Annotated in this window: 11 protein-coding genes and 1 pseudogene; 6 read left to right on the top strand and 6 right to left on the bottom strand. The window is 74.3% G+C overall.

What is annotated here, in order from left to right; genetic code table 11:
* Positions 1-235, bottom strand: a pseudogene (locus tag HS99_RS16700) (hypothetical protein); the annotation flags it as partial.
* 149 nt (positions 236-384) lie between these two features.
* A complete protein-coding gene (locus HS99_RS16695; protein ID WP_030284520.1) occupies positions 385-2,763 on the bottom strand; it encodes an ABC transporter ATP-binding protein/permease in 2,379 nt (792 codons plus the stop codon).
* A gap of 652 nt (positions 2,764-3,415) precedes the next feature.
* On the opposite strand from HS99_RS16695, the gene HS99_RS16690 reads away from it, so the two are divergent.
* Complete coding sequence (locus HS99_RS16690) at positions 3,416-4,072, top strand: condensation domain-containing protein (protein WP_030553065.1); 657 nt, start codon at positions 3,416-3,418, stop codon at positions 4,070-4,072.
* Between the two features lie 76 nt (positions 4,073-4,148).
* On the opposite strand, the gene HS99_RS16685 is transcribed toward HS99_RS16690, so the two are convergent.
* A complete protein-coding gene (locus HS99_RS16685) occupies positions 4,149-4,898 on the bottom strand; it encodes a hypothetical protein (RefSeq protein ID WP_050366344.1) in 750 nt (249 codons plus the stop codon).
* On the bottom strand, positions 4,895-5,530 hold the full coding sequence (locus HS99_RS16680) for an RNA polymerase sigma factor (RefSeq protein WP_078867330.1): 636 nt from the start codon (positions 5,528-5,530) through the stop codon (positions 4,895-4,897). The genes HS99_RS16685 and HS99_RS16680 overlap by 4 nt, the downstream gene beginning before the upstream one ends.
* A gap of 234 nt (positions 5,531-5,764) precedes the next feature.
* Between HS99_RS16680 and HS99_RS16675 the strand changes: the two genes are divergently transcribed.
* From HS99_RS16675 to HS99_RS16655, 5 genes are all read left to right on the top strand, one after another.
* Entirely contained in the window at positions 5,765-6,568 is an 804-nt protein-coding gene (locus tag HS99_RS16675) for an SAM-dependent methyltransferase (protein ID WP_030284528.1), read from the top strand.
* Between the two features lie 329 nt (positions 6,569-6,897).
* A complete protein-coding gene (locus HS99_RS16670; RefSeq protein ID WP_052405397.1) occupies positions 6,898-7,824 on the top strand; it encodes a hypothetical protein in 927 nt (308 codons plus the stop codon).
* A gap of 69 nt (positions 7,825-7,893) precedes the next feature.
* A complete protein-coding gene (locus HS99_RS16665; RefSeq protein WP_050367098.1) occupies positions 7,894-8,682 on the top strand; it encodes an SDR family NAD(P)-dependent oxidoreductase in 789 nt (262 codons plus the stop codon).
* Positions 8,679-9,461 carry a polysaccharide deacetylase family protein gene (locus HS99_RS16660; protein ID WP_046386718.1) on the top strand — a complete coding sequence of 261 codons (783 nt, stop codon included), beginning with the start codon at positions 8,679-8,681 and terminating at the stop codon, positions 9,459-9,461. Before HS99_RS16665 ends, HS99_RS16660 begins: the two co-directional genes overlap by 4 nt.
* Positions 9,462-9,479: 18 nt before the next feature.
* Positions 9,480-9,953: an SgcJ/EcaC family oxidoreductase gene (locus HS99_RS16655; protein WP_078938951.1), complete on the top strand. Its 474-nt coding sequence runs from the start codon at positions 9,480-9,482 to the stop codon at positions 9,951-9,953.
* 10 nt (positions 9,954-9,963) lie between these two features.
* Here the strand turns inward: HS99_RS16655 and HS99_RS16650 are convergent, their stop codons facing one another.
* On the bottom strand, positions 9,964-11,043 hold the full coding sequence (locus HS99_RS16650) for an MGDG synthase family glycosyltransferase (protein WP_030284537.1): 1,080 nt from the start codon (positions 11,041-11,043) through the stop codon (positions 9,964-9,966).
* Positions 11,044-11,056: 13 nt separating this feature from the next.
* Complete coding sequence (locus HS99_RS16645; RefSeq protein ID WP_043388245.1) at positions 11,057-12,004, bottom strand: NAD-dependent epimerase/dehydratase family protein; 948 nt, start codon at positions 12,002-12,004, stop codon at positions 11,057-11,059.
* Between the last annotated feature and the right edge of the window lie 22 nt (positions 12,005-12,026).

Below are 12,026 nucleotides of genomic sequence, written 5' to 3'. Positions count from 1 at the left end.
GCGGGCCGCCCGCGGCGGGCGGCGGCTGGGGCAGCGCGACCAGCAGCCGGCCGTCCACCCAGGCGGTCCAGCCGTTGGAGCAGAGGATCTGCGCCCAGTCGCCGTGCCCGGCGATGAGTCGGACCGGGAGCAGCGGGTCGATCCGGGCCGACGGCCGTGCCGGGTCCGGGGCCGTCCAGCTCGCCATGCCGCCCGGCGGGGCGACGTGGGTGGGTCGGAACGCGAACTCGTCCATGGGCGGGTGGATTCCCTCCGCCGCGCGGGCCGGAGCCGATGGCTGAGCGGACGGCTGAGCCGGTGGCCGGGGCTGCGTACGGCACTGTCACCGCGGATCGGTTTCCACTCTACCGGCGGTGGCCGGGGCGGCTACTCGCGCATGATCGTCTACTTGCGCATGATGGTCGGCTCGCGCCGTCGCAGCAGGGCGAGCACCGCCAGCCCGTACGCCACCGCGAGGGCGAGCAGGGCGGCCATGTCGATCAGCCAGCCGGTGCGCTCGTGGCGGAACATCGGGTCGTCGGTGATCGGGCTGGGAGCGATGAGCCGGCCCAGGTCGACGGTGCGGGCCATGGCGGCCAGGCCCCACCGGGACGGGATCAGCCAGGCGAACTGCTCCAGTCCGGGGACGCCGTGCAGTTTGAGCATCAGGCCGCTGAACACGACCTGGACGATCGCGAGGAGCACCAGCAGCGGCATCGTGGTCTCCTCCTTGCCGACGAACGCGGAGACCACCAGGCCGAGCACCATCGAGGTGAAGGCGAGCAGCGCGATCGAGAGGATCAGCTCGGGCAGCTGGGGCATCAGCACGCCGCTGGTCACCGGCGGTGGGGCGTTCGGCCGCGGCTGTGCGGTGAGCGTGACTCCGGCCAGGCCGACCACGGTCAGCAGCGCGGACTGGGCGATCGTGACGATGCCGAGCACCACCACCTTCGAGACCAGGTACGCCGATCTGGACAGCCCGACCACGCGTTCCCGCCGGTAGATCGCGCGCTCCTTGACCACCTCGCGCACCGCGTTGGCCGAGCCGATGAGCACACCGCCGAGGCAGAGCGTCAGCAGGCAGTTGATGGCGTTCTCGTCGGTGAGCCGTGAGCCGGCCATCACCCGGCACATCGCGCCGATGAGGAACGGCAGGACGACCATCACGGTGAGGAACAGCCGGTCGGCGGCGAGCACCGCGGCGTACCGGCGCACCAGGGTGCCCAGCTGGGCGAACCAGCTCTGCGGCTTCTCCCGGCCGATCACGGGGGCGGAGGCCGCCGGTGGCTGCGCCGGGTGCGCGGCTTCGGCCGCCACGTACTGCCGGTACTGCGGCGAGGCGCGGAACCGCTCCTGGCAGACCCCCTCGGAGTCGCTCTCGAAGGACTCGAAGGCCTCCGGCCACTCCTCCTCGCCGAAGTACTCCAGCGCCTCGGTCGGCGGCCCGTAGTAGGCCGTCCGGCCGCCGGGGGCGAGCACCAGCAGGCGGTCGCACACGTTGAGGCTCAGGACGCTGTGAGTCACCACGACCACCGTGCGGCCGTCGTCGGCCAGTCCGCGCAGCATCCGCATCACCGAGCGTTCCATGCCCGGGTCCAGGCCGGAGGTCGGCTCGTCGAGGAAGAGCAGCGAGGGCTTGGTGAGCAGTTCCAGCGCGATGCTGACCCGCTTGCGCTGGCCGCCGGAGAGGCTGGCGATCACCTGGTCGGCCCGCTCCTCCAGCCCCAGTTCACGGATCACCTCGGAGACCCGGCCCTCGCGCTCGTCAGCCGCGGTGTCGCCCGGGAAGCGCAGTTCGGCGGCGTAGGACAGGGCGCGGTGGACGGTCAGCTGGGTGTGCAGGATGTCGTCCTGGGGGACGAGGCCGATCCGCCGGCGCAGCTCGGCGTAGTCGTGGTACAGGTCGCGGCCGTCGTACAGCACGGTTCCCTCGTCGGCGGGGCGCAGCCCGGTGAGCGCGTTGAGCAGGGTGGACTTGCCGGCGCCGCTGGGGCCGGCCACCGCGAGCAGCGTCCGCTCGGTGAGCGGGAAGCCGACGTCGTCCAGCAGCACCCGCTGGTCCGGGCCGACCCGTACGACCAGGTGCTGGACGTCCAGGGAGACCTCGCCGGTGTCGTCGTACTCGACCAACCGGCCGTCGACCAGGCAGAACTCGCTGTGGCCGATGCCGACGATGTCGGCCGGGCCGATCGGGGAGTGCCGCACCGGGAGGCCGTTGAGGTAGGTGCCGTTGTGGCTGCCCAGGTCGACGATCTCGTGGCGGCCGTCCGGCAGCTCGCGCAGTTCGGCGTGGTGCCGGGAGACCAGCAGGTCGTCCAGCACCAGGTCGTTGTCGGGCGCCCGGCCGATCCGTACGGTCGGGCCGGGCAGCTCCAGGACGGCGCTCGGGCTGCGGAAGACGCTGGAACTCTGCGGGGCGAGCAGCGTCGGGTGCTCGGCGGCTGCCGGTTCGGCGGCGGGGGCGGGCAGGCCGGCGAAGGTCGCGGACGGGCCGGTGGCCGGATCGCCGAAGCGCAGCCTGGTGCCCGGGCCGATGTCCTCGCGGTCGACCCGGCGGCCCTCGTCGTAGGTGCCGTTGGTGCTGCCGACGTCCTCCAACAGCCAGTGGCCCTCGGCCGTGCGCAGCACCGCGTGGTGCCAGGAGACCCGGGGGTCGTCCAGCACGATCTCACTGGTCGGGTCGCGACCCAGGTGGTAGGCCCGGGTCGGGTCGATCAGCCTGGAGTCGCGGTCGGTGACCAGGACGAGGGGCGGCGCGGTGGGTGCGCCGGGGCGCTCTCCCATGCAGCGAATTCTATCGTCGGGTGGGGCCGTCGTGCTTCGCGAACGCCCTTCCCGGATGCTGGCGTTGGACTGGACCACTGCCGCGGCGCGCCACTGTCGTCCCGCGTGCCCGCCCCCGGGGGGGTTAGGGATGCCATGAACGGTCCGGCCGCAGTTGCGCCGTGCCCGGACCGTTCGAGCCGGCCGTGCAGACGGCCGGGTGCCGCGCCGCGGGCGCGCGGCGCCGTCCGGCAGCTGGTCGCCGCGCGGCTGGGCGTCGGCCTTCGTCGCGGAGGCCGCCGAACCCGCTGAGCGGTCGGCGCGCTTCACCGCGCTCTGGTGTCGCGGCGAGGCCCGTGTGAAGGCGTACGGCGGGCGGCTGATCCAGGCGCTGGGGGTGTCGGCGGGCCCCTCCCCGCTGCTGCTGATCGACCCGCGACCGCTCGGCCGGTCCGGTGGGGCTGTGCGACATACCCGTCCCCGGGCCGCACCCGGGCCGCCGTCGCCCCGCTCGGTGACCGCCGATGGGACCAATCGCCTTTACTGGCAAGTAAGTTGATTTGACATCGGATAAATGGACGATCACCGTCGGCCGCTGGTAGCGTCCGGCCGTACCTCAGCTCCTCCGTTCCTCCGCTGAGCCCTTCCCGGCGAGCCGAAAGGCGCGTACGACGTGACTGCGCACAACGCTGCACCGCACGACGCGGCACCGAACGACCCCGCCCGGACCGGTCGGCAGGTCACCGTCCGCTTCGCCGCGACGACCGGCGGCTCCGGCCCGCTCACCCGCAGCCAGGACGACATGGTCCGGTGCATCAGGCGCGATGCCCCCGAGCAGATCAACAAGGGGTCGGTCTGGCCCGTGCCGCCCGGCGCCACGCTCGCCGCCGGTCTGCGCGCGCTGGGCGCGCTGGTCGAGCGGCACGAGTCGCTGCGGACCTCCTTCCCACCCGGCTTCGGCCCCGACGGCTTCCCGGACAGTCAGGTGGTGCACGGGGACGGCCGGTTCGCCGTCACCGTGATCGAGTCGGGCGGCCTGGACGATCGCGAACTGGACGCACTGGCAGCCCGGTTGGGTGAGGCCGACGTCGCCGTTCCGGTGGAGCTGACGGCCGTGCCGCGGGTCCGGTTCACCCTGCTCGCCGACGGTCCGGACCTGCTCCGGCTGGTCGCCGTGGTGTGCCGCGCGGGCGCCGACGGCGCCGCCACCGGCCTGCTGATCCAGGACTGGTACGCCCTGGCCGCCGGCAAGGAGCTGCCGCCCGTCACCGCTCCGACCCCGATCCAGATCGCCGCGGCCGAGCGCAGCCCCGGGGCCGCCGCAAGGTGACCGGCGCGACCCCGAGATCGTCGCCCGGCTCGACGCCCTCACCTGAACGTGGGACGGCCGGGGCGTCGGGTCGCACTCACCCCAACGGGTCCTCCTCCCTCCCCCGGCCCGTCTCGCCGAACTCCCACGGCAGGTCCCAGGAACAGGCCGCGGTCGTCCCGGAGGTGAGCCCCCACGGGCTCGGGACCTCCTGGGCCACCTCCGTGTCCCCGCCCTGGAGCGGCAGCCGGTCGATGACCGAGACCAGCGCGGGCGGCAGCTGCGGTGCCAGCCCGCGGTGCACGCGGGAGAGGATGTCGCGTCGGACGTTCTCCGGCAGCAGTGGCCGGCTCATCCGCAACGGCCGTGGTCCGGGCGGGCGTTCGGCCGATGACAGCTGCTCGGACCATGCCCGCCAGTAGTCCGCGTCGTCGGTCTCGCCGAGCTTCAGATGGTGCAGGTGGAGGCAGTAGGCGGCCGTCCCGCTGCCCGAGCCGGCGGCGAAGCGCCACCAGAACTCGGCGCCCTCCTCCTTGCCGGTCGCGTACAACAGGGCGCCGAACACCTCGGCCCCCTCCGGCTGGATCCGGCGCGCGTTGACCAGCAGGTCCAGGCCCCGGGAGGCGCACGGCGCGCCCAGCACCAGGGCGATCACCAGGCCCAGTTCGAAGGAGGCCTGCTCGTGCTCCGAGGGCAGGTGGGCCGGGGCGGCGGTGAGCCTGGCCTGCCGCAGGACCGCGATCCGCTCAGCGTGGGCGCGTTCGCGCCGGGGCACGCGGAACACCGTGCGCTCCCCACCGGCGGTGCGCGTCCCGCTGTCCGGCTCGACCTCCCGGCCGGTCGTCACGACTCGCCCTCGTGGTCCGGCAGTTCGCGCACCCCGAGCCGGCGTGCCAGCCGCTCCCGGGCGTGCCGCAGATTGGAGTGCACCGTGGCCACCGGCCGTCCCAGGTAGGCCGCGATCACCTTTGCGTGCAGCCCCAGCAGATAGCGCAGGATCACCACGTCCCGCTGCCGGTCCGGCAGTTCGAGGATCGCCGCGTACAGCCGCACCTCGTCCGCCTCGCTCTGCAGGAGTCCGGCTGCGACCTGCTTGAACGCCCCGATCACGGCGGCGAAGGTGACCGCCTCGACCTCGACCGGCTCGTCCGCGGCCACCCAGTCTCCGACGTGCCGGTTCGCCAACCGCCAGGCATACGCGGCCGGTTCCTCGAACCGCAGCACCTGCGACCAGCAGCGGGCCAGGTCGGCCTTGACCGCCTCGACCACCAGCAGGGCGTCGGCCCGGCTGCCTATCCGGGTCAACGCGAGGGCGTGCCACGCGGGTTCATGGGTCTCACAGAACGCGGCGTAGGTGATGTCCAGGCGCGGGACCGCCTCCACCTGCACCGCCGTCCGCTCCGGTCCGGGCGTGCCGGTGCCCTCCACCGCCGTCCCTCCGCGGTGCCCACGCACGGGGGCACCCCTGTCGATCGTCATCGAGCCTGCTTTCCGTGGCCGTCGGCTGCTCGCCGGGTCACCCGAGGGTCGGGCTGTCCGCGCCCATCCTCATTCCATCAGGCCCGTCACTCCAGGCTGCACACCGAATACAGATTGTCATCACATGTGATTGGTCCATGGGTTGAGCCCCCAGGAGGGACGATTGCTCCCCGGATGCGGTGGGCACCAATCGGACGGTGTCCGCGAGGCCGCGCGGGAAGAGGGGGAAGCCGGATGAGCCGCTACGACGGGGTCGACCTGCAGCTGAACGTGCCGCACTCGGCCCGGATGTACGACTACTTCCTCGGCGGCTTCACCAACTTCGCCGCCGACCGCGAGGCCGCCGGCCACGTCCTCGCCTCCGCCTCCTGGGTGCGCGACGCCGCCCGGGCCAACCGGGCCTTCATGCGCCGCTCGACCCGCATCCTCGCGCGGACGGGCATCGAGCAGTTCCTCGACATCGGCACCGGCATTCCCACCTCGCCCAACCTCCACGAGGTCGCCCAGGGCGTCCGGCCCCGCGCCCGGGTCGTCTACGTCGACAACGACCCGATCGTGCTGACCCACGCCCAGGCACTGCTCGCCAGCACCCCCGAGGGCCGCACCGCGTACGTCGAGGCCGACGTCACCGATCCCGACGGCCTGCTCGCCGAACCCGCCCTGCGCGAGACCATCGACTTCGACCGCCCGGTCGCGCTCTCCCTCAACGCCCTGCTCCACTTCGTCCCCGACGCGGCCGGCGCGTACGAGCTGGTCGAACGCCTGAAGTCCGCGCTCGCCCCCGGCAGCGCCCTGGTGATGACCCACGTCACGCCCGACTTCGCGCCCGAGGAGGTCGGCCGCATCGTCGGCGTCTACGAGGCCGCCGGCACCGCCCTCCAGGCCCGAACCCGGGCGCAGGTCGCCCGCTTCTTCGCCGGCTGGAGCCTCCTGGACCCCGGCGTCGTTCCCCTCCCGCACTGGCGGCCGGACCCGGACGAGCCCCCGGTGCCCGCCGCCGACGCCGCCGGCTACGCGGCAGTGGCCGTCCGGTCCTGACCGCCGAGGTGTGACCGGCGACGCCGTCGCGGCGCACCGCCGTACCCTTGTCACCCACTCGGGGGTCACTGCGCAGCTTTCTTGTGCCCGTTCCGGTCCCGCTGCACCCCGACCTGCCGTTCCGCCGGGGCGCGGACACCGGCGGCGGCTACGGAGCCCTGGTCGGGATGCACCTCAGTGCGGCTGTTCCGGCGGAACCGACCGGTATGGGGGCCGGCGCGGCGAAGGGGCGGGCCCGGACCGGCGGGCCCGCGGTCTCCCACCCGTGCGCCCCCGCCACCCCGGGCCCAGACTGGATGGCGGACCGCCGCACCCCGCGAGGGAGACGCATGCTGCTGGGACTCACCACCGCGCTGGTCGCCACCGTCTGCTTCGGGTTCGGCGCGGTGTCCCAGGCGCGCGGGGCGCGGGCGGCACCGCGGGCGGACCGGGTGCGGGCAGGCCTGGTGGCTGCTCTGCTGCGGTCCTGGCAGTTCGTCCTCGGGACGGTCCTCGACATCCTCGGCTTCGTGCTGAGCATCGTCGCCCTGCGCAGCCTGCCGCTGTTCCTGGTGCAGGCCGTCACCAGCTCCAGCCTCGCCGTCACCGCGCTCGCCGCCGTCTGGCTGCTGGGCGCGCGGCTGCGGCGGGGCGACGTCGCGGGAATTGTCGCGGTCGTCGTCGGTCTCAGCCTGCTGGCGCTCGGCTCCGGCGAGGAGGGCCGGGAGCACGCCCCGGCGGTCTTCCACTGGGGGCTGTTCGCCACCGCCGTCGCGATCCTGCTGGCCACGCTGGTGCTGGTCCGCCGGGACGGCACCGCCGCCGCGGCCGGGCTGGGCCTGCTGGCGGGGATGGGCTTCGGCATCACCAGCCTCGCGGTGCGGGTGCTGGACGCGTCCGGCCTCACCGCCGTGTTCACCGATCCGGCCGCATACGCCCTGGCACTGGGTGGTCTGGGGGGCTACCTGGCGTACGCCCTCGCCCTGCAGCGCGGCACCGTGACGGCGGCGACCGCCGCCGGGACGGTGGCCGAGACCTTCGGCCCGGCCCTGGTGGGGGTGGTCGCGCTGGGGGATTCCGCGCGCCCCGGCTTCGTCTGGTGCGCCCTGGCGGGCTTCGCGATGGCGGTGGGTGGAACGTTCCTGCTCTCCCGCTTCGGCGAGCTGGAGGGCGAGTCCGCCGAACTGTCGGCCCCGCACCAGGGAGCCGAGGCCCGGGGCGGACGCCGTGGTCGGGCCCGTCCCGGTAGCCCGGACGGCTCTGCCGTGCGAAGGTGACTTGCCGGACAAATCAGACGGCAGGACGCCCCACGGAGCGGCAGGTGAGCGATGGCGGAGGACCCCGCGATGGCTGAGGAAGCCCGGTCCCGGTCCCGGCGGTCAGGGTCGACCGACCGCCCCGTCGTGCTGATCACCGGCGCCTCCTCGGGCATCGGCCTCGCCACCGCCACCCGGCTGGCCGACGCCGGCTGGCAGACCCTGCTGTCGGGCACCGACCGCAACCGCCTCGACGCCCTCGCCGGACGCACCGGCGGACGCGCCCTGCCCGAGGACCTGAGCAAACCGGACGGCCCCGCCCGCCTCGCCGAAGCCGCGCTCGGCGCCGCCGGCCGGGTGGACGCCCTGGTCGCCAGCGCCGGCCTCGGCTGGCGCGGCCCCTTCGCCGAAACCCCCTCCGACACCCTCGACCGGATGATCGAGGTCAACCTCGCCGCTCCGCTGCGCCTGATCCGCCTCCTGCTGCCCGGCATGCTGGAGCGCCGCCGCGGCCGGATCGTGCTGCTCGGCTCGATGGCCGGCCAGGTCGGCGTGCGTGACGAGTCCGGCTACTCGGCCACCAAGGGCGGACTGGCGATGTTCGCCGAGAGCCTCTGGTACGAGCTGCGCGGTACCGGGGTCGGCGTGCGGCTCGTCCTGCCCGGCGCGGTGGACACCCCGTTCTTCGACCGGCGCGGCACCCCGTACCAGCGCGAACTCCCGCGCCCGGTCTCGGCCGAGCGGGTCGCCGACACCGTCGTCGCCACCATGACCACCGAGCGGGACCGCCTCTTCGTCCCGCACTGGCTCGGCTTCCCGGCCAGGATCCACGGGGTCGCGCCCGGTGTGTTCCGCCGGATGGCCTCCCGCTTCGGGTGAGCCCCCGGGCCGCCCCGGCCATCGCGCTCGCCCTCGCGGCGGGCGCGGAGTTCCTGCACCTCGCCCCGGCGGCGGTCCGCCTCCCGCCGCTGCGCCGCACCCTGGCCCGCCGCACCGCCGGCCACGGCACCACCCCGGGCCACCTCGCCCTCACCTTCGACGACGGCCCCGACCCGCGCAGCACCCCGTACGTCCTGGACGCCCTCGACGAGCTCGGCGCCCGCGCCACCTTCTTCCTGCTCGGCGCGATGCTGGAGCGCGCCCCCGCCCTCGGCCGCGAACTGGTGCTGCGCGGCCACGAGGTCGCCGTGCACGGCTGGTACCACCGGCGGCAGTGGTACCCGGCCCCGGGCCGCGACCTGGGCGAACTGCGCCGCGCCACCGAGGCGGTGACCGACCTGTGCGGCGCCCGACCGCGCTGGTACCGCCCGCCGTACGGCGTGCTCACCGCCGGACCGGCGCTGGCCGCCCGCCGCCTGGGCCTGCGCAGCGTGCTGTGGACCGCCTGGGGCCGCGACTGGACGGCCGCGGCCACCGGCGACTCCGTCTACGCGACCGCCCGCCCCGGCCTCACCGCCGGGGCCACCCTCCTGCTGCACGACTCCGACTGCACCTCCGCCCCCGGCTCCTGGCGCGCCACCCTCGCCGCCCTCCCGCTGATCGCCGCCCACTGCCGCGCCCACGCCCTCACCCTCGGCCCGCTGCGCGACCACGCCGTGCCGCCCGTCTCCTGCGGCGCACGCTCGTCGAGGCCTCGGCTTGACCTCAAGTCGACTTGAGGTGCGAGCGTGATCGGCATGACCGAGAAGACCTTCAACGAGATCACCGACGGGACCGCCGACGGGACCACCGGCAGGATCACCGACGGGACCACCGACGAACCGACCGGGGCCCGGGAGGTCCGGGCGATCAGGGAGGTCGTCGCCGTCGTCGAGCGCACGCAACGGGCCAAGGACCCCGACGGTTTCCTCGCCCTCTTCCGCCCCGACTCGCTGTGGACGACCGCCCACGGCAGGGTGCTGGTGGGTTTCGACGCGATCGCCGCCTTCACCCGGGAGGCGCTGCCCCGGGCGGACTGGGACGGCGAGGTGACGTACGAGGTCGCGCACGTGCAGTTCCTGCGGCCGGACGTGGCGGCCGTCAAGGTCCGGCAGGTCTACCACGGGCCCGGGGGTGACTCCGAGGGCACTCCGCTGTACCTGATGTCGCGTGACGAGGACGGGCGCTGGCTGCTGCACGTCGGTCAGAACACCGCGGTGCAGGCGGGGTAGGGGCGCCCGGCTACCCCAGTCCGACCCGCTCCAGCGCCGCCCCGAAACCCTTCTGCCAGGCCTTCGGGTCGGCGCCGGTGGACGGTTCGGGGGCCGGGCGGCCGAGGGCGGCGAGCGCGTTGCGGACCACCTCGGCTGGGCGCGCGGTGGCGACGTCGGCGTGGCCGAGCTCCAGCTCGTGCTGGAGGTTGTCCCGGCCGTGGCCCTGGACGACGTCGAGCAGCAGCAGCCGGCGCCCCAGTGCCCGGGCCTCGCTGCAGGTGTCGCCGGAGCTGGTGACGACCAGGTCGGCGGCGGCCATCAGGGCCGGGATCCGGTCGGTGTAGCCGAAGGGGTGCAGCCGCGGCTCCCGGCGGGCGGCCGCCCGCAGTCGCCGCTCCAGCTCCCGGTTGCGCCCGGCCACCGCGAGCACGTGCGGACCGGCGGCGGCCAGCGAGGCGGCGGTGCGGGCGATCGGCCCGAGCCCCCAGGCGCCGGACATCAGCAACACGCACTCGGCGTCCGGTGCCACGCGGAGCTCGGCCCGGGCCCCGGCCCGGTCCGGCGGGCGGTAGAACGGCTGCCGCAGCGGCGCGGGCACCACGGCGACGTCGGCGTCCGGCAGGTAGCGGCGCACGGCGCAGGCGGCGACCTCGGAGGTGACCAGGAACAGGTCGGTGCCCTCCTGCACCCAGAGCCGGTGCGGCGTCACGTCGGTGCAGAACACGAGGTGCCGGAAGTCCCGCCGCGGCAGCCGGTTGACCGCCGAGGTGGCGGTGGCGAACACCGAGACCACCAGCTGCGGCCGCTGGTCGGCGACCAGCTCGCGCAGCGCCGGGACGAGCCGGCTGCGGGCCGCCGCGTCGGCGAGCAGCGCGATCCGGGCACCTGGGCGCAGCGCCGAGAAGTGGAAGGCGTCGTAGACCCCGGGCAGGTCGAGCAGCCGACGGAAGACCGCCTCGCCGACGGCGCCCGAGCGGTGCCCGAGCAGGGCCATCGCGTCCACGGTGCCGGTGGTCCAGCCGCGTTCGTGCAGGGTTTCGGCGCAGGCCTGGGCCATCACGTCGTGCCCCTGGCCGAGCGAGCCGGAGACCAGCAGGGCGTGCGGCATCGGGCGGCCCCGGTCAGCCGGCGGTGGTCGGTGCGGCTGCGGTGGCCCGGTACCAGTCGGCGTAGCGGCGCACGCCGTCGGCGAAGTTGGTCCGCGGCGACCAGCCGAGCAGCCGCTTGGCCTGGGCGGAGGAGATCCGCCGCCCGGTGTAGTCGGCCTTGCGACCGTCGATGTGCTCGATGCTGACCGGGCCGAACAGCCGGTCGACGGTTTCGGCGATGTCGCGCACCGAGACCGCGGTGGAGCCCTCCAGGGCGAAGGTCCGGTCCTCGGCGGCGGGGGACAGGGCCCGGACGTGGGCGTCGGCGAGGTCCTCGACGTAGACGAAGTTGCGGCTCTGCCGGCCGTCCCCCGCGATGGTGATCGGCCGTCCGGCGAGCGCCGCCTGGACGAACCGGGCGACGACCAGCTCGTCGCGCATCCGCGGACCGTAGGGGATGCCGAAGCGCAGGATGGTGAAGTGCTGCCCGTACAGCTCGCGGTAGCTGTGCACCAGCATCTCGGCAGCCAGTTTGGTGGCCACGTACAGGTGCCCGCTGTGCTCCAGCTCGATCGGCACGTGTTCGTCCAACTCCTCTTCCTCACCACCGAGTTGACCGTCGGTGAGGGCGGCGCCGTAGACCCACACGGTGCTCGCCAGCACGGTGCGGCTCAGCCCGCCGCGCCGGGCGGCCTCCAGGACGGCCTCGGTGCCGTCGATGTTGGCCCGTACGGCCCCGACCGGGTCGGCGGAGACCTGTTCGACGTCGGCCATCGCGGCGAGGTGGTAGACCACCTCGCTGCCGGCCAGCGCGGAGGTCAGCGCCGGCACGTCGAGGATGTCGATCCGGGCGTGTTCGGCGTCGGGGTTGAGGTACTTGTCGGTGGTGTCCACGGAGAGGACCTCGTGGCCGGCCGCGATCAGGTGGTCCACGACGTGTGAGCCGATGAATCCGCAGCCCCCGGTGACGGCTATCCGCACGGTCTTGCTCCCTTCGCTCGGC

Source organism: Kitasatospora aureofaciens (genome assembly GCF_001188955.3).
In the GTDB taxonomy this organism is placed as follows: domain Bacteria; phylum Actinomycetota; class Actinomycetes; order Streptomycetales; family Streptomycetaceae; genus Kitasatospora; species Kitasatospora aureofaciens.
This window is presented reverse-complemented; position numbering and strand designations above follow the sequence as displayed.

Excerpts from the sequence above, each read along its gene's own strand:
- HS99_RS16695 (WP_030284520.1), bottom strand. The coding sequence starts at position 2,763 with ATGGGAGAGCGCCCCGGCGCACCCACCGCGCCGCCCCTCGTCCTGGTC.
- HS99_RS16680 (WP_078867330.1), bottom strand. The coding sequence starts at position 5,530 with ATGACGATCGACAGGGGTGCCCCCGTGCGTGGGCACCGCGGAGGGACG.
- HS99_RS16675 (WP_030284528.1), top strand. The coding sequence starts at position 5,765 with ATGAGCCGCTACGACGGGGTCGACCTGCAGCTGAACGTGCCGCACTCG.
- HS99_RS16670 (WP_052405397.1), top strand. The coding sequence starts at position 6,898 with ATGCTGCTGGGACTCACCACCGCGCTGGTCGCCACCGTCTGCTTCGGG.
- HS99_RS16665 (WP_050367098.1), top strand. The coding sequence starts at position 7,894 with ATGGCTGAGGAAGCCCGGTCCCGGTCCCGGCGGTCAGGGTCGACCGAC.
- HS99_RS16655 (WP_078938951.1), top strand. The coding sequence starts at position 9,480 with ATGACCGAGAAGACCTTCAACGAGATCACCGACGGGACCGCCGACGGG.
- HS99_RS16650 (WP_030284537.1), bottom strand. The coding sequence starts at position 11,043 with ATGCCGCACGCCCTGCTGGTCTCCGGCTCGCTCGGCCAGGGGCACGAC.